Raw genomic sequence first — 24,529 nt, forward strand, 5'->3', positions numbered from 1 at the left:
CGGGGCCGGTCCGTACGACGGCCCATCTGGACGGATATTAGAACCAAAATCGGTAATCTGCCCGATTTTCCGGCTTGCCGGACGGCCGTCAACTGGTATAGATTTGATCCAGACCGTCTGCCGTGGCTATTTCCGGCAGCTTTCGTGGCGAGCGCGCGATGCGCCCGTCGTCCACGCTCACCGATCCAACCGACCGACACGATGAACGCTCCCTCCCGGATTCCCGCTTTCGATGCCGCCGAAACGGCCGCGCTGCTCGACTACCCGGCGCTGCTCGCCACGCTCACGCACACCGTCGCGGAATACGCGGCGGGCGAGATCGTCAGCCCCGAACGGCTCGTCGTGCCGCTGCAGGCGGGCGGCGTGATGCTGTCGATGCCGTCGAGCGCGCGCGACCTCGCGAGCCACAAGCTCGTGAACGTGTGCCCCGGCAACGCCGCGCGCGGGCTGCCGACGATCCTCGGCCAGGTAAGCGCATACGACGCGACGACGGGCGAGATGCGCTTCGTGCTCGACGGCCCGACCGTCACCGGGCGCCGCACGGCGGCCATCACCGCGCTCGGCATCCAGGCGCTGCACGGCGCCGCGCCGCGCGACATCCTGCTGATCGGCACCGGCAAGCAGGCGGCCAATCACGCGGAAGCGCTGGCGGCGATCTTTCCGGACGCGCGCCTGCATGTGCGCGGCTCGCGCGCCGACAGCGCGGCCGCGTTCTGCGCCGCGCACCGCGCGCAGGCGCCGCAGCTCGCGCCGCTCGACGGCGACGCGATTCCCGATGCGATCGATGTCGTGGTCACGCTGACGACGAGCCGCACGCCCGTCTATCGCGAAGCGGCGCGCGAAGGCCGCCTCGTGGTCGGCGTCGGCGCGTTCACCGCGGACGCCGCCGAGATCGACGCCGACACCGTGCGCCACAGCCGGCTCGTCGTCGACGACCCGGCCGGCGCGCGCCACGAGGCCGGCGACCTGATCGTCGCGCAGGTCGACTGGCAACAGGTCGCGTCGCTCGCCGACGTCCTGCGCGGCGCATTCGAGCGTAGCGGACCGCTGCTGTTCAAGACCGTCGGCTGTGCCGCATGGGATCTGGCCGCGTGCCGCACGGCACGCGATGCACTGGACGCGCGCCGGGGCGGCTGATTCGACGGCGGCGGCAACGACGGCAGCGGCCGACAGCCGCCTGCGCGCCGCGCGCCCGGCGGCCCGACGCGGGCGTCGCCGCCGCTTTCGCACACGCTTGTAGGAAACGCCCTACATCGCGTCGAAGCGGCCTACACAAACTTCCAATTCGGCCGATTTCATTTTCGGCGGCGCAACACGATACTGCCGGCATGAATGCCAGCCTGTCACCCGCCGTCGCGCTCAGGGTGTTCCTCGTCGATCACGCCGTCGCCGTGCGGCAACGGATCGCGCTGCTCGTCGGCGCGATCGGCGGCGTCGTGGTCGTCGGCGAAGCGGAAGACGGCCAGGACGCGTGGACGCACATCCGCAGCAGCCGCGCGGACGTCGTGATCGTCGACCTGCGGCTCGCGGACGGCAGCGGTCTCGACCTGATCGGGATGCTGTCGAAGGCCGCGCCGCCCGTCGTCACGATCGTGCTGACGAACCACTCGGCGCTTGCATTCAGAGAGGCATGCGCGGCGGCCGGAGCCGATTATTTCTTCGACAAGACCGCCGAATTCGACGCCGCATGCCGCGTCATCGAATCCCTGGTGCACGCTCGCGCGCACCAACCCTGATCGAGCCGGAGTGATTCATGTCTACCGTCACCGCCTTCGCCACAGCCCCACCCGTCGCGGTTCGGCCACCGATTCCGCTTCACGCGGTCGCACGCGCCGACACCGCCAAACATCCGGCCGCGCGCTGCTCCGTCTGCGCGATGCGCTCGATGTGCCTGCCGCCCGACCTGACCGCGGACGAATACGGCCGCCTCGACGCGATCATCTGCTCGACCCGGCACGTTCGCCAGGGCGACGCGCTGTTCCGCACCGACGACCCGTTCCAGAGCATCTATGCGGTGCGCGCGGGCTCGTTCAAGACGGTGATGATGCATCGCGACGGCCGCGAGCACGTGAACGGCTTTCAGATCGCCGGTGAAACGCTCGGCATGGACGGCATCGGCAACGGCCGGCACTGCTGCGACGCGATCGCGCTCGAGGACAGCGTCGTGTGCATCATCCCGTTCGTCGCGCTCGAAGCCGCATGCCGCGAAATGAAATCGATGCAGCATTTTCTCTATCAGATGCTGAGCAGCGAGATCGTCCGCGAATCGAGCCAGATGCTGCTGCTTGGCACGATGTCGGCCGAGCAGCGGGTCGCGCATTTCCTGCTGAACCTGTCGTCGCGCTTCGAGGCGCGCGGTTATTCGGCATCGGAATTCAACCTGCGGATGACGCGCGAGGAAATCGGCTGCTATCTCGGCATGAAGCTCGAGACCGTCAGCCGGATGTTCTCGCGGTTCCATCGGGAGTCGCTCGTCGAAACGCGCGGCAAGCGCGTGCGGATCATCGACGCACAGGCGCTCGCCCAGGTCTGACGGACCGCGCGCGCGGCAAGCATCATTGCGCGGCGGCGCCCGTCGCGACCGCACGCGATGCGACCGCTTCAGGTTCGTCCGCCTGCCAGGCGGACAGCGCCTGTTCGGCTTGCGCGAACGCGCGGCGTAGCGTCTCGTTCATGTCGTCGCCGGTGCTGCACGGCAGCGAGGCCGGCGCGCGATCGTGCATGACCAGCTCGAGCCGCACGTCGTAGGTCCGATCGCCTTCGCCGATCGCGCGCGACTCGATCGTCAGCCGGCAATCGTCGAGCCGTGCGCGGAATCGTTCGAGCCGCACCAGCTGCGCCCCCGCTTCGGCTTCGAGCGCGGCGGACCCCGTGAATCCGACGCAGACGATCTGCATGCCCACGCCCATGGCGCGCCTCCTGACGAGATCGGCGCTCGTCGACCGCGTAGCTGTCACTGTGTGTCCCTTGTCCCGTACGCGGCGCGATGACTGACGCGGCGATCACTGCCCTTGGCAGCACCACCTGCGCGCATCCATCGGCGCGAGAGGGTTTATACGCTGAATGTCTGCGACGCCTTCATTTCGATCCACGTCATCCCGGCCCGCAGCCCTTCGATCGCCGCCTCGTGCTCGGTGGGATACGCGTGACTGTGCTCGAACGTGTGATGAAAACGCGCCGCCCCCGTGCCATGCTCGACCGACACACGACAGCGGAACTCACCGGATTCGCATGGTCGCGTCTCGATTTCGACCGACCAGTCGCGTTCATGAATCGTACCTTGCAGTGTCATGCGCCCTCCTGCGGGATCAGTCTTCGTCGAGCCGGAAATGACCACTGTGCAGCAACACCGGCCGTCCGCCGATTTCTTCGAGCATCCGTCGTGCCATCGCATCGATCGCCGACCGATGCGCTTCGAACGCAGCCAGCAAATCGCGCTCGAGCAGTGACGGCGCGCCGAAATGGTCTTCCAGCGCTTCGGCCGTGATCGCGCACTGCACGCAGCGGCCATCGACCAGCGCCGAAAACGCGACGACCAGATCGCGTGCGCAATATTCGGGCGGTTCCGGTGGAAAGGCAATCTGCATCTGTCCGCCTGTCATCGTCGTGACGATCCCATGACATGAGCATAGCCGCCTGCACGGCCGCACGCTTGACCCACGTCAACGGCTTCGCTGCGCCGCACGATGCGGCGCCCCTCGCATGGCCAGGCCGGCGTTCAGCCCGCGTCCGCGTCGATTGCCGCACCGCGCTCGGCCAGCAATTCGCGCAGCACGCCGCGATGGCAGCGGCGTTCGTCCTCGCAGTAGCAGCCGATCGAGAACGCGCTCGTTGCCGACAGCGCGGCGAGCAGGTCCAGCACCTTCGGCGCGTCACCATGCGCCATTTCCGCGCGAAAGCGCCGCGTGAACGCGCGCCATTCGGCGTCGGTTTCGGCAGCCAGCGCCTGCGCGACGAGCTCGGGGCTCGGCGACAGCGTCGGCAACCATACATCATAGTAGTTGCGCGACGCGAATTCCGCCTTGGGTACGCCGCGCGGCGGTCGCCGCACCGTGCCGATCCTCAGGCCCTCGCCGGCCGCGCGCGGCGTGCCGAGCCGTACGATTCGAATTGCCATGCCGCTCCTTCGTCATGCGTTCGAGCTTCCATCGTAGCGCCGCGCCGCTGCCGCGCAACAAAAAACCGGCTGCCTCCACGGAGGAGACAGCCGGTTTCGGCGAAACGATCGGGCGCCCGGAGGCGTGCGGTCAGACGCCGCTCTTCAGCACCTTGCCGATCGCCTCCGCGACGATGCCGACGTTCGAATCGTTCAGGCCCGCGACGCACATGCGGCCCGAACGCAGGATGTACACGCCGTGCACTTCGCGCAGCGCGTCGACCTGCGATTCGGTCAGGCCCGTGTACGTGAACATCCCGCGCTGCTTCACGTAGCGCGTGAGCGCTTCGCCGCTGACGTGGTCGCGCAGGCCGTCGTGGATCGACTGGCGCATCCGCGCGATGCGGCGGCACATCGCGGCGAGCTCTTCTTCCCACTGCTTGCGCAGCGCCGGCGTGTCGAGCACCGTCGCCACGACCTTCGCGCCGTAGGTTTGCGGGTTGCTGTAGTTCGAGCGCACCGCGCCGGCCAGCTGGCCCAGCACGCGCTCGGCCGCGGCCGCATCCTCGCAGACGACGCTCAGGCCGCCGACCCGCTCGCCGTACAGCGAGAAATTCTTCGAGAACGAGTTCGCGACCAGCGCCGGCACGCCGCGGCGGGCCAGTTCGCGCACCGCGAACGCATCCGCGTCGAGGCCCGCGCCGAAGCCCTGGTACGCCATGTCGACGAACGGCAGCAGCCCGCGCGCCTCGATCACGTCGATCAGCTTCTCCCACTGGCCTTCGTCGAGATCGACGCCGGTCGGGTTATGGCAGCACGCGTGCAGCAGCACGATGCTGCGCGCCGGCAGCGCGTCGATCGCCGCGAGCATCGCGTCGAACTTCAGGCCGCCCGTCGCCTCGTCGTAGTACGGGTACGTGTTCACCGTGAAGCCGGCACGCTCGAAGATGAAGCGGTGGTTTTCCCAGCTCGGATCGCTGAGCCACACCTGCGCGTCCGGGAAATAGCGCTTCAGGAAATCGGCGCCCACCTTCAGCGCGCCCGAGCCGCCGAGCGTCTGCACGGTCGCGATGCGGCCGGCCGCGCGCGCCGGGTGATCGGCGCCGAACACGAGCGCCTGCACGGCGTCGCGATACGCGGCGAGGCCGACCATCGGCAAGTAGGGTTTCGGGCCGAGGTCGCGCTGCAGCGCGGTTTCGGCTTCGCGCACGGCACCCATCACGGGAATCCGGCCTTCGGCATCGAAATAGATGCCGATGCTCAGGTTGACCTTCTGATCGCGCGGATCTTTCTGGAAGTTCTCGTTGAGCGTCAGGATCGGATCGCCCGGGTACGCGTCGATGTGTTCGAACATGGCTATATCGGTCTCGTCTGGAAGAATGGTCGTGGTGCCCGTGTCAGCGCGCGGACGCGCCGTCGCGCATCGCGTAGCCCGCATTCTTCTGACGGAAGCGATACCCGATCGCGAGCACCGCGAGCCATACGGGGATCAGGTACACCGACAGGCGGAGATCCGGCGTCAGGTACATCACGACGAGAATGCCGGCCATGAACACCAGGCACAGGTAATTCGTGAAAGGATAGCCCAGACTGCGGAACGAAGTCTGCTCTCCGGCGATGCGCTTGGCCTGGCGGAACTTCAAGTGGATCAGCGTGATCATCGCCCAGTTGATGATCAGCGCCGACACGACGAGGCCCATCAGCACCTCGAACGCCTTGCCCGGCATGAAGTAGTTGACCAGCACGCATGCGCCGGTCGCGAGCGCCGACGCGCCGAGCGCGGCGAGCGGAATGCCGCGCTTGTTCACCGAGCACAGCACCTTCGGCGCGTTGCCCTGCTTCGCGAGGCCGAACAGCATCCGGCTGTTGCTGTACACGCCGCTGTTGTAGACCGACAGCGCGGCCGTCAGCACGACCACGTTCAGCACGTTCGCGACCAGGTTGCTGCTCAGTGCATGGAAGATCAGCACGAACGGGCTGCCGCCGGTGACGACCTTTTCCCACGGATACAGCGACAGCAGCACCGCCAGCGCGCCGATGTAGAAAATCAGGATCCGGTAGATCACCTGGTTGGTCGCACGCGGAATGCTGTGCTTCGGATCGTCGGCCTCGGCCGCGGTGATGCCGATCAGCTCCAGCCCGCCGAACGAGAACATGATCGCCGCCATCGACATCACGAGCCCCGACACGCCGTTCGGGAAGAAGCCGCCGTGCTGCCAGAGGTTCGCGATGCTCGCCTCCGGCCCCGCATGGCCGCTCGCGAGCAGCCAGCCGCCGAAGCCGATCATCCCGACGATCGCGGCGACCTTGATGATCGAGAACCAGAATTCCGTCTCGCCGTACGACTTCACGCTCGCCAGGTTCAGCAGGTTGATCGCGACGAAGAACACCAGCGCGGACACCCAGGTCGGCACGCCGGGCCACCAGTACTGCACGTAGATCCCGACGGCCGACAGCTCGGCCATGCTGACGAGGATGTACAGCACCCAGTAGTTCCAGCCGGACAGGAAGCCGGTGAAGTGACCGACGTACTTGTCGGCGAAGTAGCTGAACGAGCCGGCCACCGGCTCGTCGACGACCATCTCGCCGAGCTGGCGCATGATGAAGAACGCGACGACGCCGGCCACCGCGTAGCCGAGCAGCACGGACGGGCCGGCCATCTTGATCGTCTGCGCGATGCCGAGGAACAGCCCCGTGCCGAGCGCGCCGCCGAGCGCGATCAGCTGGATGTGCCGGTTCTTCAGCCCCCGCTTCAGGCCGTCCTTCTCGTTTCCAGAAACCATGTCTTCTCCATGTTGCCCGCCGCCGCCGGGAGCGGTGCGGCACGCCTCGGTGTGCCGGGCGTTGTTTTGCTGTGCCGGCGGCCGTTCGTGGAGCCGCCGGGTTGGGGACTGCGATCTTCGCGCGGTGACGCCCGATTCCTGTCGGCAGGCCCGCCAGCCCGGCCGCCGACCGTCGTCCTCGCCCGCGTCGCTGCGGCCGCACACGAAAATCCGGCGTCAGTTTAGCGTCGCGACGGCGAAATCGGGTTGCGTAACCCGCTCATGCAAACCCTACATTATGAGATAAAATTGCACCCCGGAGACAGACGAGGAAACAAAAATGCCTGAACCGGTTCTCGATCGCATCGATCGCCACTTGTTGTCGGTATTGCAGGAGAACGGCCGCGCGTCGAACCTCGATCTGGCGAAGGCCGTCGGCCTGTCGCCCGCGCAGACGCTGCGGCGCCACCGCCGGCTGGAGGAGATCGGCGCGATCCGCCGCTACGAAACCCGTCTGTGCCCCGATACGCTCGGGTTCGGCGTCACCGCGTTCGTGCACGTGACGATGGAGCGCGGGCATATCCGTGACCTGTCGAAGTTCCAGAAACTCGTGTCGGATCTCGCGCAGATCCAGGAATGTTTCTCGGTGACGGGCGATATCGACTACGTGCTGAAGGTCGTCGCGCATGACCTGAAGGGACTGTCCACGTTCCTGCTCGAAACGCTGATGCGCATTCCCGGCGTGAGCGGCGTGCATTCGAGCGTGTGTCTCGATGAAATCAAGTGCACGAGTGCGATGCCGTTGGAAAGTTGATGGACGGCCACGCACTCCCGCGGGAAGCGGCTTCGCCAGTCGCGCTCACCGCACCGCCTCGAACGCGCTGATCAGCAGCGCCCCGCAAGCAATCACCAGACACCCGCCCGCGCGACGCGGCGTCAGCCGCTCGCCGAGATACACGCGCGCGATCAGCGCCGCGAACACCACGCTCGTTTCGCGCAGCGCCGACACCGGTCCCATCGGCGCGCGATCCATCGCCCAGATCACGATCCCGTACGCGAGGGCCGCGAACACGCCGCCGCACGCGGCCTTCGCCGTTTCGCCGATATCGTGCGTGAGCCGCAGCGGCCCCGCGCGCAGCCGGTAATACGCGGCCATCAGCAGCCCGGTCAGCACGAACATCCACCCGGTATAGCCGACCGTGCTGCCGCTTTCCCGCACGCCGATCCCGTCGACCACGCTGTACGCGGCGATCGATACGCCGGTCGCGAACGCGGTCAGCAACACGGGCGCCATCCGGTGTGGCGCGCCCCGCCCGCGCTCGAGCCCGATCGCCATGATGCCGGCGCAGATCAGCACGAGTCCGCATTGCGCGCCCGCGTTCAGGCGCTCGCCCGCGAACGCCGCCGCGCCCAGCGTGACGAGCAGCGGCGCGGTGCCGCGCGCGACCGGATACGAGACGCTCAGGTCGCCGTGCTCGTACGCGCGCACCAGCAGCAACGTATAGACGACGTGGATCACCGCCGACGCGACGACGCAGGCCCAGCTCACCGGCGTGATCGGCGCGGCGCCCGGCAGGAACAGCAGCGCGAACAGCCCGATCGCGATCTGCAGCACCGTGGCCGAGCGCAGCCGGTCGCCGCTGCTGCGCACGAGCGCGTTCCATGACGCATGCAGGAAGGCGGCACACAGGACGGCAAGCAGAACGGGGATCGGCACGTTGAATACTCGCTGACGGCTGGCAACGCGAAATCGTTGCCGCGGGCCGATCATCGTATGAATGTGTCACCGGATTGTCAAAAAAGCCCGCTGCACGACCTCGCGGACGGACCGGCCCGCCGCGCGCCGCGGCCCGCCCGGCGCGGCATGCACGGCGACGACCGCGCCCGCCGCCGAATGTGTCGCGCCGGTTGCATCCGCCCGCGCCTTTCCGCTGTCTTTCGCGCCGCGTCGCGCCGTAATGGAATCGATACCGCGGCGCAACCGTCGCGAAACCGATTCGCCCCCATATCTTCATACCGGACTGTTTCAATGCCGGTGCTCCATCACGAGCCCCGCGCCGAACCAAGACGGCGACGGGGCCGCTCGCCACCATCGAACACCTTACCTGGAGTTTCCCGATGTTCCGTCAAGCCTTGCTCGTCACCGCCTGTGCAGCCGCAGCGCTTGCGCTGTTCGCCTGCGGCGGCAGCGACGATCCGACGTCGACGCCCGCGGTGTCGTCGCAGGATGCGCTGCAGACCGCCACGCCGATCAAGCACGTCGTCGTGATCTACGGCGAAAACGTGTCGTTCGACCACTACTTCGGCACCTACCCGAACGCGTCGAACCCGTCCGGCGAACCGGCCTTCACCGCCAAGCCCGGCACGCCGACGATCAACGGGCTGACGGGCACGCTGCTCACCGCGAACCCGAACTTCACGAACACGGCCAACGGCACCGACGCCGCGAACCCGTTCCGCCTCGACCGCACGCAGGCCGCGACCGCCGACCAGAACCACGCGTACACAGCCGAGCAGCAGGCCGAGGACAACGGCCTCGCCGACCTGTTCCCGAAATACACGGGCAAGGGCTCGTCCGGCGGCGCCGGCGCGTTCGGCACGAAGGGCCAGGTGATGGGCTACTTCGACGGCAACACCGTCACCGCGCTGTGGAACTACGCGCAGCGCTTCGCGATGAGCGACAACGCGTATACGACGGTCTACGGCCCGTCGACGCCGGGCGCGCTGAACGTCGTGTCGGGCCAGACCAACGGGATGCAGATCGTCAAGACGTCGAAGCAGCCGTCGACGCTCGCGGCCACCTCGTACTACATCAACGACGGCCAGGGCGGCTTCACGATGATCAACGACGTCGACCCCGGCTTCGACGTGTGCTCGAGCACGACCGACCAGGCGATGATGAGCGGCAAGAACATCGGCGACCTGCTGAACGCCGCGAAGATTACGTGGGGCGGCTTCATGGGCGGCTTCAACCTGTCGACGACCAACGGCAACGGCACGACCGGCTGTAACCGCAGCACGATCGCCACCGCCGTGAACGCCGCGACGACCGACTACATCCCGCACCACAACTGGTTCCAGTACTACGCGTCGACCGCGAACCCGCAGCACACGCGTCCGAGTAGCGTCGCGGCGATCGGTTCGAGCGTCCAATCCGACGGCAAGACGGCCGAACCGGCGAACCACCAGTACGACAGCGACGACTTCTTCGCGGCCGTGAAGGCCGGCAATTTCCCGTCGGTCAGCTTCCTCAAGGCGCCGGCCGCGCAGGATGCGCACGCGGGCTACTCGGATCCGCTCGACGAGCAGGCGTTCGTGACGAAGGTCGTCAACTTCCTGCAGCAGCAGCCCGACTGGCAGAACACGGCCGTGATCGTCACCTATGACGACTCCGACGGCTGGTACGACCACGCCTACACGGCGCCGACCCGCGCGTCGTCCGATGCGGTCGACCAGGTGAACGGCAACGGCGCCTGCGGCTCGGGCGGCACCACCGGCGTGAACGGCGGTACCGTGAACGGCCGCTGCGGTCCGGGTGTGCGCATTCCGCTGGTCGTGATCTCGCCGTACGCGAAGCAGAACTATGTCGACCACACGATGATCGACCAGGCGTCCGTCGTGCGCTTCATCGAGGACAACTGGCTCGGCGGCCAGCGCATCGGCGGCGGTTCGTTCGATGCGACGGCGGGCGACCTGCGCGGGCTGTTCGACTTCTCGTCGAAGCCGAATACGGCGCCGCTGTATCTCGATCCGACGCAAGGCACCGTGCTGAGCGCGGCGCCGTCGATCTGACCGGTATTGCCTGACCGGTAACAGCAAGCAGCAGCAGGCCGGCGCATCGTGCGCCGGCCGTTTCCATTTAACGCGCCGCCTTTACGCCGCGCCCGACTTTCGACCGCCAGCATGACAGCTCGTCCCGCGTTCCCGTCTCCCGACGCATCCGGCGCCGCCGCGCCGCGTTCCCCTGCCCGCGTGCTGCGCCGCGCTGCGTTCGTGCTCGGCGCGGCCGTGCTCGGCTACGGCGCGTTCGCGATCGCGTTTCCGGCCCGTACGCCGGCGGCGATCGGCGACGTCGTCGCCGACTGGACGGGCGCGAATGCGCATCCGGTCGTGCTGCAGCGCCCGGCCGCGCAGCCGCTGTCCGCGGTCGCGCAGCTCGGTCGTGCGCTGTTCGCCGATCCGTCGCTGTCGGCATCCGGCAAGCAGTCGTGCGCGTCGTGCCACAGCCCCGACCATGCATACGGGCCGCCGAACGGGCTCGACGTGCAGCCGGGCGGCCTCGCGATGACGCAGCAGGGTTATCGTCCGCCGCCGTCGCTGATGTACCTGTACCGCCAGCCGAATTTCAGCATCGGCCCCGATGCGGGCGAAAATGACGCCGCGCCGAGCGTCGCGCAGCAGGCCGCCTCCGCGGCCGGCGTCGTCAAGGCGCAGAAGGTGGCCGGCACGTCGGCCGCGCCGCAGCTCGTGCCGCAGGGCGGGATGTTCTGGGATGGCCGCGCCGATACGCTGCAGCAGCAGGCGTTCGGACCGCTGCTGAATCCGGTCGAGATGGCGAATGCGAGCATCGACGATGTCGCGCGCAAGCTCGCGCAGTCGTCGCATCGCGCGCAGTTCGAGCAGTTGTTCGGCGCGCGCGTGTTCTCCAGCCCGCAGCTTCTGGTGTCGGAGGCGATGTTCGCGATCGCGCGGTATCAGGTCGAGGATCCGTCGTTCCATCCGTACAACAGCAAGTACGATCGCTGGCTCGAGGGCCGCGCGCGCCTGACGCAGGCCGAGTTGCGCGGGCTGAGGCTCTTCAACGATCCGGACAAGGCGAATTGCGCGGGCTGCCATCTGTCCAAACCCGGCAAGGACGGCCTGCCGCCGATGTTGACCGACTACCAGTACGAGGCGCTGGGCGCGCCGCGCAACCAGGCGCTCGCGCAGAACCGCAACCCGGCGTTCCACGATCTCGGCGTGTGCGGGCCGTTCCGCGAGGACCTGAAGGACCAGACGCAGTATTGCGGGATGTTCCTCACGCCGACGCTGCGCAACGCGGCGACGCGCCAGGTGTTCTTCCACAACGGCGTGTTCCATACGCTCGACCAGGTCATGGCGTTCTACAACGAGCGCAGCATCTCGCCGCAGAAGTTCTATTCGCGCGGCGCGGACGGCAAGATCGACGAGTACGACGATATTCCGCCGAAGTACCGCGCGAACGTCGACGTGACCGATGCGCCGTTCGACCGCAAGCCCGGCGACAAGCCCGCGATGACCGAGCAGGACATCAAGGATATCGTGGCGTTTCTCGGCACGCTGACCGACGAGCCGGCACGCTGAGCAGTCGCCGTTGCACTAACGGAGCAGCGCAACGTTCTCGTCGATCCGGCGCTGAATGTGCGCCAGGGTATCGTCGGTAATGGTCCCCTGATAGTCGCGCCTCGCAATGGCCGGCAACCGGCTGGCCACTGAGCACATGCGGTCGATCATGTCCCCGGCCGCCGCGGGGGCAATCTCCGCCTCCTTTGCCAGCCCGAGCAATGCCGCTCGGTCGATCTGCAGGGCCTCGCCCATCACGTCCATCTGGTGATAACCGCCCGGTCCCTCGCAGAATGTCACGTCATAGGCCGGCGCGAGCTTCCACTCGCCGGATCGCGCCATGATGTACGCGAAGTTCTTGGGATGATCGTCGCGGTTGTTGAATGCGACGTTGAAGACCGCCCGCTCGAACGCCCGCGCCTTCTCCCGGACATCATTGGTGCACATGTGAGTCGCACGCAGGAAATTCACGTAATCCAGCGCACCCGGCGTTGTGTAATCGGCACCGGTAAACGCAGCAACGCTTTGCATGGGCACGCGCAGACCGTCCCGTCGATCGAAACGCCTGGACGCAAATGCCGCCATCCCGCCAGGCAAATCGAAATGCAACGTGTCCGGGGTCTCGATGCCGCACATGCGCAAGCACTCGGCGTAGACCATCTCGATAGCGCACACCTCGGGATGCTCTTGCCGCGCCGGGAACTTGACCAGCCACGCTTCAAAACCCGCCTCGGCGGCCGTGGTAAAGCTGCCGGTGCGCGGATCGCGATAGACCAGCGCCTTCGGCCTGGCGCCTTGCGGAGAACCGCCGACCTGCAGCAACTGATGAAGGAACGCTCCGCCTTCACCATCGAGGACTTCCTGTACCTCGGCCGCGAGCCGATCCAGAGGAATATTCGGCTGCGGCGCCTGGATCTCGGGCGCGACGGGCTCGAACGACATGGCCCCCATCGCATGGTTGCCAATGTAAGCCAGCCGCTCCAGCGGCCCGATGCGTGCCGCATTGAGGCCGCGGCGTTTGAACAACCGATCCATCAGCAACATGCCCCATCCGTCGGGCAGCGCGTCGTAGACCGGCCCGGGCAGCCCTAGCTGATGGGACGGAAAATCCTTCCGCAGCCTGCTCCCATGCACCGGCAATGCATAAGACGACAGCTCGAGCCCCCTCTTGCGGGCGTCATCGCTATATTCGAATACGATCAACGGGCGCCCCGTGATGGCCGTCGTCGAGACCATCGATCCCCACAGCCAGTGCTCCCCCCAGCCGTCGTAGTAGACATCGACCCGCTCAATCATTTCTCGTCGTCCTCTTGACGCGCTGACGTTTGGCGCTCTTTTCATACCGGTGAACATCTTCCAGGCTATCCAGCTTCGGCAGGAACAGCGCCTCGAGTTCCTTGCTTCGTCCAAGAACCATGGCTACACGAATGACCGTTTCGAGGCTCACATTGCGTCCGGCTTCCAGGTTGGACACGGTATTGGCGCCGACGCCGGCACGCGCGGCCACGTCGGCCTGGGTGAGTTGCAACGCCAAACGCTCCGTGCGAAGCCGGTCGCAAAGCAGAGTGACGATTTCTTCGGGCTTGCGAAAGCTTAATTCCAGCATAGTGGGTCTTATGTCGCCATATGTCACATAACTCACAATACTATAGAGCTAACGCGTTAGCACGCTCGAGAACTATAATTCCCTTAAATTGTGGCTTATCGGCTAATACTCCATCACTATCAACAGTAAAACGGAATTAACTCGTAATTGACGTGGGCCCGTCGCATCGCGCCGCGTTCTTGATGCCACGGGCGACACGCCGCTTCGCGCCCCGCGTTTTCCCCTACCTCGAACACCTTGACGCCACCGGCCCCCATCGACAACACTTTGCCCATCGCAAGTGTGATCACAGATCGCAGATCAAACCCAGGAGAACCCGGCCTTGGCACCCCGTATCGTCCCGCCCGCACTCAAAGTCATCGAATCGGAAACGATGGCCGACAAGGTCTACCAGCAACTGCGTGAAGCGCTGATGAGCGGCCGTTTCGCGCCCGGTCAGGCGCTGAGCCTGCGCAGCGTCGCCGAGGCCGTCGGCTCGTCGACGATGCCCGTGCGCGCCGCGCTCACGCGGCTGCGCGCCGAACGCGCGCTGGTCGACGGCCCGAACCGCGCGCTCGTCGTGCCGCCGATGACGCTCGACATGCTCGACGAACTGCGCGACGTGCGGATCGCGCTCGAAGGATGCATCGCCGAACGCGCGTGCGCACGGATGACCGACGCGCAGATTGCCGCCGTGCGCAAGACCTGCGAAACGATGCAGGCGCAGGTCGAGGCCGGCCGTTCGCGCGCCTACCTGCAGAGCAATTTCGCGTTCCACAGCGCGATCTACGCGCACGGCGCGAGCGAAAGCACGCTCGCGATCGTCGAGAACCTGTGGATGCGCGTCGGGCCGTTCCTCAACATGGTCGCGCTCGATATCCCGCACATGCGGCGCTCGATGGATGCGCACCGCGCGATCGTCGACGCGCTCGAACGGCGCGACGGCACCGGCGTACGTGCCGGCATCGCGCTCGACATCGGCGGCGCCGCGCACGATCTCGCCGAAACGCTGCGGGCCGAGCAGACCCCGCGGCGCGCGAATGCGAAGCCGTAGCGGCCACCTTCCGCGGCAAGCAGCCCCGAAGGCGCGCCGCATCCGATAACTTCAACGATGGAGACAACCCGGCATGACAGCTTCCGACCTGCTGAAACCCTATGACGGCCTGCGCGTCCTCGTGACGGGCGGCGCGTCGGGCATCGGTCTCGAGATCGCCGACGCGTTCGCCGAATGCGGCGCGCGCGTCCACGTGTGCGATGCGTCGCGAGCCGCGATCGCGGCGCTGGCGGACCGGCCGTCGCGCGCCGCGATCAGTGCGACGCTGGCCGACGTATCCGATCCGGCCGCGGTCGAGCGCGTGTTCGCGGACATATCGACGACGCTCGGCGGCCTCGACGTGCTCGTCAATAACGCAGGCATCGCCGGCCCCACGGGCGGCATCGACGAAATCGACCCCGTGCAGTGGGAGCAGACGGTCGCGATCAACCTGAACGCGCAATTCCAGTTCGCGCGGCGCGCGGTGCCGCTGTTGCGTGACGCGAAGCACGGCGGCGCGATCATCGCGCTGTCGTCGGTCGCGGGGCGGCTCGGCTACGCGTTCCGCACACCCTATGCGGCGACCAAGTGGGCCGTCGTCGGTCTCGTGAAAAGCCTCGCGATCGAGCTCGGGCCGCTCGGCATCCGCGTGAACGCGATCCAGCCCGGCATCGTACGCGGCCCGCGGATGCGCCGCGTGATCGAAGCGCGCGCGCAGCAGCTCGGCATCGGCTACGACGAGATGGAGAAGCGCTATCTCGACAAGATCTCGCTGCGACGCATGACGGATCCGGCCGAAATCGCCGCGACCGCGCTGTTCCTGTGCTCGCCGGGCGGGCACGGCATCACCGGGCAGGCGATTTCCGTCTGCGGCAACGTCGAAGTGCTCTGACGCCTCCTGCATCGCTCATCGTAAGGAATCCATTCGTGGCAAACGCTCGCAAAGTCATCATCACCTGCGCGCCGACCGGCGCGATCCACACGCCGTCGATGTCGCCGTACCTGCCCGTCACGCCGCATCAGATCGAGACGGCCGCCGTCGCGGCCGCGCAGGCCGGCGCCGCGATCCTGCATCTGCACGCGCGCAACCCGTCGGACGGCAAGCCGACGCAGGACCCGGCCGTGTTCGCCGAATTTCTGCCGCGCATCAAGGCGCAGACCGACGCGGTGATCAATCTCACGTCGGGCGGCAGCCCGCACATGACCGTCGACGAACGGCTGCAGCCCGCGCTGCATTTCCAGCCCGAAATCGCGTCGCTGAACATGGGTTCGATGAACTTCGGACTCTATCCGATGCTCGAGCGCTTTCGCGAACTGAAGCATCCGTGGGAACGCGAACATCTCGAGAAGAGCCGCGACCTGGTGTTCAAGAACACGTTCGCCGACATCGAGACGATCCTCACGCGCTGCGGCGCGAACGGCACGCGGTTCGAGTTCGAGTGCTACGACATCTCGCACCTGTACAACCTTGCGCACTTCGTCGATCGCGGGCTCGCGAAGCCGCCGTTCTTCGTGCAGAGCGTGTTCGGCCTGCTCGGCGGCATCGGCGCGCACCCGGAAGACCTGATGCACATGCGTCGCACGGCAGACCGCCTGTTCGGCCAGGACTACGTGTGGTCGATTCTCGGCGCGGGCCGCAACCAGATTCCGCTCGCGACGATCGGCGCCGCACAGGGCGCGAACGTGCGGGTCGGGCTCGAGGATTCGCTGTGGATCGCGCCCGGCCAGCTCGCCGAATCGAGCGCCGCGCAGGTACTGAAGATGCGGCAGGTGCTCGAGGGGCTGTCGCTCGAGATCGCGACGCCGGCCGAGGCGCGCGCGATGCTCGATCTCAAGGGTGGCGACGCGGTCCGGTTCTGACCGCCGGGTCGCGCCCGATACCCGCCCAACACCAGGACCCGCAAGCGCAGAGACAAGGCGCCGGCCCGAGCCGGCCGGCGCCAGGACGCCCTTGATCGCCCCGCTCCCGCCCGAGCGCCGCCGGCGCGGCTCCGTCGTCTGCTCCTCCGCTGCGCGCGACGCAGCGGCCTCTGCCGAACGCGGCGCGCCGTGCTTGCCGTGTGCGCCCGTTCGCCTTTACCGGAGTCGTCCGCATGTCCACTCAACACGTCCAGATCCTGCCTTCCGCGACCGGCGACGCAAGCGCGTCGCTGAACCGGCTGCTGTTCCGCAAGCTCATGCCGCTGCTGATCGCCGCCTACGTGATCAGCTTCCTCGACCGCACCAACATCGCCTTCGCGAAGCACTCGATGGGCGTCGATCTCGGCATTTCATCCGCGGCCTACGGGCTCGGCGCCGGCCTGTTCTTCCTGACCTACGCGCTGTTCGAGATCCCGAGCAACCTGATCATGCATCGCGTCGGCGCGCGCTTCTGGATCACGCGGATCATGATCACGTGGGGCGCGTTGTCCGTCGCGATGGCGTTCGTCGGCGGCCCGACGTCGTTCTATGTGATGCGCCTGCTGCTCGGCGCCGCCGAAGCCGGACTGTTTCCGGGTGTGATGCTGTATCTCACGTACTGGTTCGGTCGCGAGGAGCGTGCGCGGGCGACCGGCTATTTCCTGCTCGGCGTGTGCATCGCGAACATCGTCGGCGGGCCGCTGGCCGGCGCGCTGATCGAACTCGACGGCACGCTCGGCTTCCACGGCTGGCAATGGCTGTTCGTCGTCGAAGGGATTCCGGCGATCCTGCTCGCCTTCGTCGTCTGGACGCGCCTGCCGGACCGCCCGAGCAGCGCGCCGTGGCTCGCCCCCGAAACCGGCCGCGCACTCGAACGCGCGCTGGCGGCCGAACAGGATGCCGGGATCGCCGCCCACGGCGGCCACGGGTTCGGCGCCGCGCTGCGCGATCCGCAGATCTGGCTCGCGATCTTCGTGTACTTCTGCCACCAGCTGACGATCTACACGGTGATCTTCTTCCTGCCGGGCATCATCGGCGCATCGGGGCACTTTTCGCCGTTCACGGTCGGGTTGCTGACCGCGTTGCCCTGGCTCGCCGCCGCACTCGGCGCCGCAACACTGCCGCGCTTCGCGCGCGAGTCGCATCATTCGCGCCGGATCCTGTGCGTCGGGCTTATCGTGATGGCGGCCGGACTGGTGGGCGCCGCCAACGCGTCGCCGGTGGCCGGCCTCGCTTGCGTATGCATCGCCGCGTCGATGTTCTTCGTCGTGCAGTCGATCGTGTTCACGTTTCCGGCGTCGCGACTCGCCGGCAGCGCACTGGCCGGCGGTCTGGGTCTGGTGAACACGTGCGGCCTGCTCGGCGGCTTCGTCGGCCCGACCGTCGTCGGCGCGATCGAACAGGCGACCGGGAATGCGAAGAACGGACTGACGCTGCTCACCGCGGCGCTCGTCGTCGCCGCGTTCGCGAGTCTCACGCTGCGCCACGGGCACGAGCGGCCCGCTGCGCGATCGGAAGGCTGAGCGTACGCGCGATTCACGCCGGCGCGACGCGGCGGGCCACCCCCGCCTGCCTCGCGCCGCGTTCGGTCAAAACAGATGCATCCCTGCCACGAACACCACGCCCGAGAACAGCAGCGTCGTCACGCAGTACCCCATGATGTCGCGCACGCCGAGCCCGGCGATCGCGAGTGCGGGCAGCGCCCAGAACGGCTGCGCCATGTTGGTCCACGCCTCGCCGTAGGCGATCGCCATCGCGGCCTTGCCGAGATCGGCGCCGAGCGCCTGCGCGGCCGGCATCACGAACGGGCCCTGCACGACCCAGTGGCCGCCGCCCGACGGCACCGCGAAATTGATCACGGCCGAGCTGAGGAACGCGAGCAGCGGGAACGTGTGCACGTTCGCGATATCGACGAACCACTTCGTGATCACGCCCGCGAGCCCCGAGTGATCCATCAGCGCCTGAATGCCCGCGTAAAAGGGAAACTGGATCATGATCCCCGATGCGCCGCGCGCCGCGCCGGCCACCGCGCGCGCATAGGCCATCGGCGTACGGTGCAGCAGAATGCCGGCCGCGAGGAACGCGAGGTTCACGGTGTCGATGTCGAGCGCGAAGCCCTTCTGCATGAAACGCAGCACGAGGAACGCCGCGCACAGCGCCGCAACGACGACCGACAGCGCGCGGCTCTCTTCCATCCGTTCCGCGAACGTCGCGTCGGGCCCGAGCTGGCGCTCGACGCTCGGCGGTTCCGCGAGCAGCGCCGGATCGACGCTGACGACGTCGCCGGGCTTCGGCATCATCATCCGCGCGAGAAACGGCAGCATCACGATCAGCCCGATCGTGATGAACGCGTTGTAGCCGGTGAAGATCGTGTCCGACACAGGAATCAGCCCGATGGTCTTTTCCATCGGATTGCCCTTCGTCGCGGCGACGAGCGGGACCGAACCCGACAGCCCGCCGTGCCAGCTGAGGAAACCCATGTACGCGGACGCGACGAGCAGCCGGTAGTCGCTGCCGGCCACGCGGCGCGCGACTTCGCGCGCAAGCATCGCGCCGAGCACGAGGCCGAAGCCCCAGTTGATCGCGCAGGCGAGTGCGCCGACGAACGCGACGAGCATCACGCCCTGCCCCGGCGTGCGCGCGGTGCTTGCGAGCGCAACGAGCAGGCGCCGCACGGGCGGCGAACTCGCGAGTGCGTGGCCGGTGACGAGGATCATCACCATCTGCATCGAAAACGCGAGCAGGTTCCAGAAACCTGAACCCCACATCGTCGTGAGTTGCACCGGCGTGGTCGGCGTGAGGCCGAATGCGAGCGCGAACGTGACGATCGTCAGCAGGATCGCGAAAATCAACGGGTCGGGCAGCACGCGGTGGACCACCTGCGTGAAAAAGCGGGAAATGCGTTGGACCAACTTGAGCTCCTCGTTTCCTGATAGGGACGTCCGCGCGCGTATGGTTCGTTGTTCGGTGGCGCGGAAACGCGCGGATTCTTGCACAGAACCGAAAGACGCGCTTTGGTGTGCGCGCCATCGTGATCAGGCAGCGATAAGCACGAGAACAGGCGAGGAAACGGGAAGGAAAACGACGTCGGGCAGCCGGGGGACCGCCCGTGCGGATGACTTCGGTTGACGGATGACGGCGCGGGTCAGCGGGTCAGCGGGTCAGTGCGTCGCCGTCGCCGTCTCCGGCGTGCTGACCGTCGCGATCGCATTCGCGCGCCGCTCGGCCAGTTGCTGCGCGAAGCGATACGCCACGAGCGACCCGGCCACGGCCAGCAGCATCGGCACGAGACTGTCGTGATTCGCGCGCGTGAATTCGAGCAGCAGCACGACGGCCGTGATCGGCATCTGCATCGACGCGGCAAGAAACGCGGTCGCGCCGATCAGCGCGCACCCGCCGATCGACGCGCCCGGCCACACGAGGCCCCACAGCCCGCCGAGCACGACGCCCAGCAGCGCACCGTTCGCGAGGCCCGGCGTCAGCAGCCCGCCCTCCGCGCCCGCCCGCAGGCTGCCCGCCTCGATCAGTACCTTCAGCACGAGCAGCGTCGCCGCGACGCCGATCGTCAGCGTGCCGTCGAAACCCAGTGAAGCCGGCCCCTTGCCATTGCCGAGCAGTTGCGGAAACCACATCGCGAGCACACCGATCACCGCGAAGTTGACCAGCGCGAGCACGGGCAGCAGCCGGCCCTTCGGCGCATCCGCCCGCGCACGGGTCGTGAGCCGCACGAAGCCGTATGCGGCGAAACCGAACAGCGGCCCGCAGATGATCGACCACGCGACCAGCGGCGTGCTCAGCACGAACGCAGGCACCGTGTACTGATGTTCGTTGCCGAGGCCGATCCATGCGACGGCCGCCGCGATCGCCGAGGTGACGACGGCCACCACCAGCGCGCGCAATTCGAACGTGCCGAGCAGCACTTCGAGCACGAACACGGCGCCGCCGAGCGGCACGTTGTACACGGCCGCCAGGCCAGCGCCCGCGCCGCACGCGACCATCAGCCGGCAATCGGCAGACGTGAGCCCCGCACGGTGCGCGAGCTGCCCGGCGAGCAGCGAGCCGATCTCGCGCGGTGCGACTTCGCGACCGAGCGGCGAACCGAGCGCGACGGTGACGATCTGCAGCAGCGCGTGAACCGTCGTGCTGACGAACGGCATCCGCGGATCGGCCGCACGCACCGCCCGGCGGATGCTGACGAGCGGCCGGCCGTACCGGTAGAGCGCCCACCAGCCGCCGCCCGCGACGAGCCCACAGACGACGAGCACCGCGAGCCGGCGCAACGGGTCGGCCAGGGTCACGCCCGTGAGGAAGCTCTGGGTGCCGACCACGTGCGACAGGCTGTAGCCGTAGGCGACATGCTGGATCGCGTGCAGCAGCAGCGCGAGCAGCATCCCGCCGAAGCCCGCGCCGATGCCGGTCAGGACGGTGACGACAGCCATCCGCGCGAACGGGCTGGCGGACGGCGCAGAAGACGCGGGAGCGGATGGAAGGTCGAGGCGCATGAGGTCGGCGAACGAGGATCGACAAGACGGCGCGCACCATGCACGCCGCCGTCAGGTCCGAATCGTAGGCGTCGGCCGATCATGAGACAAACGTATTTTTCTGATCAACTCATGCATTTCACGAATGAACGAGTGAAGACGCCCCGTGGCGGCGCGTGCCGCCTCCCACGCGCCCCCGTCACTCGGGATACGTGACGCGCTCCGGTTCCCGCCGCATGATCACCTTCCCGTGGCGAACCGACAGCGTGGCCTTCGCCTGCCTGCGCACCGCTTCGTAGTCGCTGTCCGCGTCGAGCACGACCAGGTTTGCCGGGCGCCCGACCGCGATCCCGTAACCGTCGCCGAGATGCATCGTCGTCGCGCTGTGATCGGTCACGAAGTCGAGGCAGCGCTGCAGGTCCTCGTAGCCCATCATGTGGCAAATATGCAGGCCGGCATCGAGCACGCGCAGGATATTGCCGTTGCCGAGCGGATACCACGGATCCTTGATCGAATCCTGCCCGAAGCACACGTTCAGGCCCGCACGATCGAGCTCCGCGACGCGCGTGACGCCGCGCCGCTTCGGAAACGTGTCGAAACGCCCCTGCAGGTGGATGCTCTCGGTCGGGCACGAGACGAAGTTCAGCCCGGCACGCTTCAGTAACCGAAACAGCTTCGAGCAGTACGCGTTGTCGTACGAGCCCATCGCGGTGGTGTGGCTCGCCGTCACGCGCGCGCCCATCCCGCGCACGCGCGCTTCTTCCGCGAGCACTTCCAGAAAGCGCGAATGCGGATCGTCGGTCTCGTCGCAGTGCACGTCGACGAGGCAGCCGGTGCGCTCGGCCAGCTCCATCAGGAAGCGGATCGAGCTGACGCCCTGCTCGCGCGTGTTCTCGAAATGCGGAATCCCGCCGACGACGTCCGCGCCGAGATCGATCGCCTGCTCCATCAGCGCGCGGCCGCCGTCGAACGACTCGATGCCTTCCTGCGGAAACGCGACGATCTGCAGGTCGATCAGCCCGCGCGCCTCGTCCTTCACTTCGAGCATCGCCTTCAGCGCGGCGAGCGTCGGATCGGTGACGTCGACGTGGGTGCGCACGTGCTGGATGCCGTGATCGCGCAGCATGCCGATCGCCGCATGCGCGCGCGTCTTGGTGTCCTCGTGCGTGATCGTCGCCTTGCGCTCGGACCAGCGCTCGATCCCCTCGAACAGCGTGCCGCTCATGTTCCAGGCCGGCTCGCCGGCCGTGAGCACCGCATCGAGATGGATATGCGGCTCGACCAGCGGCGGTATCGCGACACGGCCGCCGGCGTCGATATCGTCGGCGCCGGCGGGCGCGACCGGCGCGGTTTGCGCGTCGATCCGCGCGATCCTGTCGCCGTCGATGCCGATCGTGAAGAGCCCGTCGCGACCGCGCAGGCGTGCATTGAAGAGATTCATGTGGGTCCAGGCGTCATGCGGCGTCAGCGCGCCGCGTAGTGGGGAAATCCGGCTCGTTCAGCGGGTCCGACATTCAGCGGAAATCCTCGATCTTCAGGCCGGTGGCCGCGCTCATCTCGTCGTTCGTCACGTCGCGCACGTGCTTGCCGAACGTCCACACGTGCCGGCCAGGGTCACGCGCGCGATACATGCGATCGCCGTAGAACGCATCGGCCGGCGCCTGCAGGATCTCCGCGCCGGCCGCGCGTGCGCGTTCGCAGTGCGCGTCGATGTCCGCGGCGTCGGGCAGATGCACATGGACGTGCTGGGTATTGCGGTCGCCCGTGTCTTCCGGCGATGCGATGAAGTCGGCCCACGTGCCGCCGATCATCACGACACCGTCACCGAATTTCATTTCGGCGTGGGCGATGTTGCCTTCCGGTGTGGTGACGACGAGCGAACGTTCGAAACCGAATGCACGTTCGAGCCATGCGAGCGCGGCTTTCGGGTCGCGGTAGCAGAGCGCGGCACTGAAGGACGGACGGTGATGCGTAGTCATCGATGTCTCCTTGTCCCGGCATGGGACTGCTCATTCTCCACGTGCGCGGTGCGGCGATCAACTCCCACGCCGGTGACGCGCGTGTTGTCAATGCGCGACACGGCACGCGCGGCAATCGCACATCACGCACCGCGCCTTCCTCGAAAACGCCCGGCTCGCCGCGGCCGCGCCGGTTTGTGAACGCCGTATGACGCACTCTTGCGCGGCTCGCAACGGTGCGCTCGCGCGCCGCCCGCCGGAATCGAACGGACGCGCCCCTACACTTGCGCCGAACTTTGATCACCGTCCCACACGCAGGAGCAGTTACTTGACGTCCTCACCCGCCTAAAGGCAGGTGATTCCCACACCTGGCGATGCACGTCCGCATCGGAGAATGTTCATCGCAGCGTTGGTATCTCGATCATGCACGACACCACAGTCACTACAGGCCCACTCTCTTATTCGCAGTCCCGCGATACCTTTCGGCCGCGTCGTGCTGTCTTTCGACCCGCACGCCGAACAGGACTGGGTAGAACCGCTTTCGTCGACTTCCTCGAACGTGGCTCCGTGCGCGATCGCTTTGTAGCGGAGCTTGTTTCGGAAGGACGACCAGGATGCGTCGTAGACGCTTTTCGCCATCCTGGTTCTGGCAAGTTTGACGGCAGATACGTTGCCAACCGCGATGTAATCGAAACGCCGCACCAGATCGAGCGCGAGCTTGTGCTGGAAATCGGCACGGGCATTCGCCACTTTGGCGTGCAGCTTCGCGATATGTCGCTTGTGCTTTCGCGCCCGTTGAGCTTTCGCAAGCTTCTCGGCCGCGCATCGACCGAACCGATCGTTAGGCAGCTTCTCGCCCGTCGAAAGTGTGGCGAAGTCTTTCAAGCCGAGATCGATGCCGACACCGGAACGGATTGGGCGGACTTGAACATCGGGCATCTCGATCACGATGTTGAGAAACCAGTTGCCACGTGCATCCTGCGCAAAGTTGGTCCCGTCCTTGATCTTGCCTTCGGGAAGCGGCCTGCTGTTGAACACCCGAAACGTGTTGCCGGCGAAACGGAACGCGTCGCCTTCGCGCTTCAGGTCACGCCCCTTCAGCGGCACCCAGCCCAGCGATTTCCTGCCGCGATAGCGCAGGTAGGGCCGACGGTGCTGACTGCGCGACTTCGCATATTGCTCGCACGTCGCGTTGATCGTGCCGGAGTGGATGCCGAGCGCCTTGCTGCTCCCCGTCGTCAGCACGTTCAGATCGAATCCCGTCGGCCACTTCTTGCTCCACTTGAGCGCGTGCTTCTGCGTGTCGTTGCAGAAGTTCCAGACGTAGTTCACCGCACGGCTCTGCTTGTTGAGCAGTCCGTTGAGCGACTTCACCCGGTAGCGGTAGACAAGAATCATGCCGGGGATCCTAACC

At 67.0% G+C, this 24,529-nt stretch carries 24 protein-coding genes; 10 read left to right on the forward strand and 14 right to left on the reverse strand.

Translation table 11 applies throughout. The annotated features are described in order from the left end of the window. The first annotated feature begins 201 nt into the window (after window positions 1–201). The 3 genes from lhpI (at window position 202) to ACVK00_RS23015 (ending at window position 2,533) form a co-directional block, all read left to right on the forward strand. A complete protein-coding gene (gene lhpI, locus ACVK00_RS23005; protein WP_284889017.1) occupies window positions 202–1,137 on the forward strand; it encodes a bifunctional Delta(1)-pyrroline-2-carboxylate/Delta(1)-piperideine-2-carboxylate reductase in 936 nt (311 codons plus the stop codon). Window positions 1,138–1,328: 191 nt separating this feature from the next. After that, window positions 1,329–1,736: a response regulator gene (locus ACVK00_RS23010; protein WP_228909872.1), complete on the forward strand. Its 408-nt coding sequence runs from the start codon at window positions 1,329–1,331 to the stop codon at window positions 1,734–1,736. 17 nt (window positions 1,737–1,753) lie between these two features. Continuing rightward, on the forward strand, window positions 1,754–2,533 hold the full coding sequence (locus ACVK00_RS23015; RefSeq protein WP_228909871.1) for a helix-turn-helix domain-containing protein: 780 nt from the start codon (window positions 1,754–1,756) through the stop codon (window positions 2,531–2,533). A 22-nt stretch (window positions 2,534–2,555) separates the two neighbouring features. Here ACVK00_RS23015 and ACVK00_RS23020 read toward each other — a convergent pair whose 3' ends face one another. From ACVK00_RS23020 to ACVK00_RS23045, 6 genes are all read right to left on the reverse strand, one after another. Further along, the gene (locus ACVK00_RS23020) at window positions 2,556–2,909 is read right to left on the reverse strand and encodes a metal ABC transporter ATPase (protein WP_228909870.1); all 354 of its coding nucleotides are present in this window, start codon (window positions 2,907–2,909) and stop codon (window positions 2,556–2,558) included. Between the two features lie 143 nt (window positions 2,910–3,052). Then, window positions 3,053–3,292: a hypothetical protein gene (locus ACVK00_RS23025; RefSeq protein ID WP_006752669.1), complete on the reverse strand. Its 240-nt coding sequence runs from the start codon at window positions 3,290–3,292 to the stop codon at window positions 3,053–3,055. Between the two features lie 16 nt (window positions 3,293–3,308). Further along, window positions 3,309–3,602 carry a DUF1488 family protein gene (locus tag ACVK00_RS23030; RefSeq protein WP_166723715.1) on the reverse strand — a complete coding sequence of 98 codons (294 nt, stop codon included), beginning with the start codon at window positions 3,600–3,602 and terminating at the stop codon, window positions 3,309–3,311. Window positions 3,603–3,718: 116 nt separating this feature from the next. Beyond that, entirely contained in the window at window positions 3,719–4,117 is a 399-nt protein-coding gene (locus ACVK00_RS23035) for a DUF488 domain-containing protein (RefSeq protein WP_011658771.1), read from the reverse strand. Between the two features lie 130 nt (window positions 4,118–4,247). Continuing rightward, a complete protein-coding gene (locus tag ACVK00_RS23040; protein ID WP_228909869.1) occupies window positions 4,248–5,450 on the reverse strand; it encodes an amino acid aminotransferase in 1,203 nt (400 codons plus the stop codon). A 43-nt stretch (window positions 5,451–5,493) separates the two neighbouring features. Continuing rightward, complete coding sequence (locus ACVK00_RS23045; protein ID WP_105831010.1) at window positions 5,494–6,879, reverse strand: amino acid permease; 1,386 nt, start codon at window positions 6,877–6,879, stop codon at window positions 5,494–5,496. Window positions 6,880–7,198: 319 nt separating this feature from the next. Here ACVK00_RS23045 and ACVK00_RS23050 point away from each other — a divergent pair, with 319 nt between their 5' ends. Next, on the forward strand, window positions 7,199–7,672 hold the full coding sequence (locus tag ACVK00_RS23050) for an Lrp/AsnC family transcriptional regulator (protein ID WP_006759289.1): 474 nt from the start codon (window positions 7,199–7,201) through the stop codon (window positions 7,670–7,672). Between the two features lie 45 nt (window positions 7,673–7,717). Here the strand turns inward: ACVK00_RS23050 and ACVK00_RS23055 are convergent, their stop codons facing one another. After that, window positions 7,718–8,629 (reverse strand): DMT family transporter, encoded by a 912-nt coding sequence (locus ACVK00_RS23055; protein WP_284889018.1) that lies wholly within the window; start codon window positions 8,627–8,629, stop codon window positions 7,718–7,720. 347 nt (window positions 8,630–8,976) lie between these two features. On the opposite strand from ACVK00_RS23055, the gene ACVK00_RS23060 reads away from it, so the two are divergent. Together ACVK00_RS23060 and ACVK00_RS23065 are read left to right on the forward strand one after the other, a co-directional pair. Continuing rightward, window positions 8,977–10,650, forward strand: a complete 1,674-nt coding sequence (locus ACVK00_RS23060; protein ID WP_284889019.1) for a phospholipase C — start codon at window positions 8,977–8,979, stop codon at window positions 10,648–10,650. 111 nt (window positions 10,651–10,761) lie between these two features. Then, the gene (locus ACVK00_RS23065; protein ID WP_284889020.1) at window positions 10,762–12,180 is read left to right on the forward strand and encodes a cytochrome-c peroxidase; all 1,419 of its coding nucleotides are present in this window, start codon (window positions 10,762–10,764) and stop codon (window positions 12,178–12,180) included. A gap of 15 nt (window positions 12,181–12,195) precedes the next feature. Here ACVK00_RS23065 and ACVK00_RS23070 read toward each other — a convergent pair whose 3' ends face one another. After that, window positions 12,196–13,455: a type II toxin-antitoxin system HipA family toxin gene (locus ACVK00_RS23070; protein WP_284889021.1), complete on the reverse strand. Its 1,260-nt coding sequence runs from the start codon at window positions 13,453–13,455 to the stop codon at window positions 12,196–12,198. Then, window positions 13,448–13,765, reverse strand: coding sequence for a helix-turn-helix transcriptional regulator (locus tag ACVK00_RS23075; RefSeq protein WP_228909864.1), 318 nt, complete (start codon window positions 13,763–13,765; stop codon window positions 13,448–13,450). Before ACVK00_RS23075 ends, ACVK00_RS23070 begins: the two co-directional genes overlap by 8 nt. A 322-nt stretch (window positions 13,766–14,087) precedes the next feature. Between ACVK00_RS23075 and ACVK00_RS23080 the strand changes: the two genes are divergently transcribed. The 4 genes from ACVK00_RS23080 (at window position 14,088) to ACVK00_RS23095 (ending at window position 18,199) form a co-directional block, all read left to right on the forward strand. Continuing rightward, window positions 14,088–14,798 (forward strand): GntR family transcriptional regulator, encoded by a 711-nt coding sequence (locus tag ACVK00_RS23080; RefSeq protein ID WP_011658763.1) that lies wholly within the window; start codon window positions 14,088–14,090, stop codon window positions 14,796–14,798. Window positions 14,799–14,871: 73 nt separating this feature from the next. Next, on the forward strand, window positions 14,872–15,669 hold the full coding sequence (locus ACVK00_RS23085; protein ID WP_284889022.1) for an SDR family oxidoreductase: 798 nt from the start codon (window positions 14,872–14,874) through the stop codon (window positions 15,667–15,669). Between the two features lie 35 nt (window positions 15,670–15,704). Beyond that, window positions 15,705–16,637 (forward strand): BKACE family enzyme, encoded by a 933-nt coding sequence (locus ACVK00_RS23090; protein WP_011658761.1) that lies wholly within the window; start codon window positions 15,705–15,707, stop codon window positions 16,635–16,637. Between the two features lie 233 nt (window positions 16,638–16,870). Then, window positions 16,871–18,199 (forward strand): MFS transporter, encoded by a 1,329-nt coding sequence (locus tag ACVK00_RS23095; RefSeq protein WP_284889023.1) that lies wholly within the window; start codon window positions 16,871–16,873, stop codon window positions 18,197–18,199. Between the two features lie 66 nt (window positions 18,200–18,265). Here ACVK00_RS23095 and ACVK00_RS23100 read toward each other — a convergent pair whose 3' ends face one another. From ACVK00_RS23100 to ACVK00_RS23120, 5 genes are all read right to left on the reverse strand, one after another. Further along, the gene (locus tag ACVK00_RS23100; RefSeq protein WP_354123087.1) at window positions 18,266–19,588 is read right to left on the reverse strand and encodes a TIGR00366 family protein; all 1,323 of its coding nucleotides are present in this window, start codon (window positions 19,586–19,588) and stop codon (window positions 18,266–18,268) included. Window positions 19,589–19,837: 249 nt separating this feature from the next. Next, the gene (locus ACVK00_RS23105; RefSeq protein WP_354123088.1) at window positions 19,838–21,178 is read right to left on the reverse strand and encodes a chloride channel protein; all 1,341 of its coding nucleotides are present in this window, start codon (window positions 21,176–21,178) and stop codon (window positions 19,838–19,840) included. Window positions 21,179–21,356: 178 nt separating this feature from the next. Next, window positions 21,357–22,598, reverse strand: coding sequence for a cytosine deaminase (gene codA / locus ACVK00_RS23110; protein ID WP_175659284.1), 1,242 nt, complete (start codon window positions 22,596–22,598; stop codon window positions 21,357–21,359). A 73-nt stretch (window positions 22,599–22,671) separates the two neighbouring features. Then, on the reverse strand, window positions 22,672–23,136 hold the full coding sequence (locus ACVK00_RS23115) for a VOC family protein (RefSeq protein ID WP_284889025.1): 465 nt from the start codon (window positions 23,134–23,136) through the stop codon (window positions 22,672–22,674). Between the two features lie 324 nt (window positions 23,137–23,460). Beyond that, a complete protein-coding gene (locus ACVK00_RS23120; RefSeq protein WP_354123089.1) occupies window positions 23,461–24,513 on the reverse strand; it encodes an RNA-guided endonuclease InsQ/TnpB family protein in 1,053 nt (350 codons plus the stop codon). Window positions 24,514–24,529 lie beyond the last annotated feature (16 nt).

The organism is Burkholderia sp. PvR073 (assembly GCF_054055695.1).

Coding starts and splice junctions, on each gene's coding strand:
- lhpI (WP_284889017.1), top strand. CDS start 202: ATGAACGCTCCCTCCCGGATTCCCGCTTTCGATGCCGCCGAAACGGCC.
- ACVK00_RS23010 (WP_228909872.1), top strand. CDS start 1,329: ATGAATGCCAGCCTGTCACCCGCCGTCGCGCTCAGGGTGTTCCTCGTC.
- ACVK00_RS23015 (WP_228909871.1), top strand. CDS start 1,754: ATGTCTACCGTCACCGCCTTCGCCACAGCCCCACCCGTCGCGGTTCGG.
- ACVK00_RS23020 (WP_228909870.1), bottom strand. CDS start 2,909: ATGGGCGTGGGCATGCAGATCGTCTGCGTCGGATTCACGGGGTCCGCC.
- ACVK00_RS23025 (WP_006752669.1), bottom strand. CDS start 3,292: ATGACACTGCAAGGTACGATTCATGAACGCGACTGGTCGGTCGAAATC.
- ACVK00_RS23030 (WP_166723715.1), bottom strand. CDS start 3,602: ATGACAGGCGGACAGATGCAGATTGCCTTTCCACCGGAACCGCCCGAA.
- ACVK00_RS23035 (WP_011658771.1), bottom strand. CDS start 4,117: ATGGCAATTCGAATCGTACGGCTCGGCACGCCGCGCGCGGCCGGCGAG.
- ACVK00_RS23040 (WP_228909869.1), bottom strand. CDS start 5,450: ATGTTCGAACACATCGACGCGTACCCGGGCGATCCGATCCTGACGCTC.
- ACVK00_RS23045 (WP_105831010.1), bottom strand. CDS start 6,879: ATGGTTTCTGGAAACGAGAAGGACGGCCTGAAGCGGGGGCTGAAGAAC.
- ACVK00_RS23050 (WP_006759289.1), top strand. CDS start 7,199: ATGCCTGAACCGGTTCTCGATCGCATCGATCGCCACTTGTTGTCGGTA.
- ACVK00_RS23055 (WP_284889018.1), bottom strand. CDS start 8,629: ATGATCGGCCCGCGGCAACGATTTCGCGTTGCCAGCCGTCAGCGAGTA.
- ACVK00_RS23060 (WP_284889019.1), top strand. CDS start 8,977: ATGTTCCGTCAAGCCTTGCTCGTCACCGCCTGTGCAGCCGCAGCGCTT.
- ACVK00_RS23065 (WP_284889020.1), top strand. CDS start 10,762: ATGACAGCTCGTCCCGCGTTCCCGTCTCCCGACGCATCCGGCGCCGCC.
- ACVK00_RS23070 (WP_284889021.1), bottom strand. CDS start 13,455: ATGATTGAGCGGGTCGATGTCTACTACGACGGCTGGGGGGAGCACTGG.
- ACVK00_RS23075 (WP_228909864.1), bottom strand. CDS start 13,765: ATGCTGGAATTAAGCTTTCGCAAGCCCGAAGAAATCGTCACTCTGCTT.
- ACVK00_RS23085 (WP_284889022.1), top strand. CDS start 14,872: ATGACAGCTTCCGACCTGCTGAAACCCTATGACGGCCTGCGCGTCCTC.
- ACVK00_RS23095 (WP_284889023.1), top strand. CDS start 16,871: ATGTCCACTCAACACGTCCAGATCCTGCCTTCCGCGACCGGCGACGCA.
- ACVK00_RS23105 (WP_354123088.1), bottom strand. CDS start 21,178: ATGCGCCTCGACCTTCCATCCGCTCCCGCGTCTTCTGCGCCGTCCGCC.
- codA (WP_175659284.1), bottom strand. CDS start 22,598: ATGAATCTCTTCAATGCACGCCTGCGCGGTCGCGACGGGCTCTTCACG.
- ACVK00_RS23115 (WP_284889025.1), bottom strand. CDS start 23,136: ATGACTACGCATCACCGTCCGTCCTTCAGTGCCGCGCTCTGCTACCGC.
- ACVK00_RS23120 (WP_354123089.1), bottom strand. CDS start 24,513: ATGATTCTTGTCTACCGCTACCGGGTGAAGTCGCTCAACGGACTGCTC.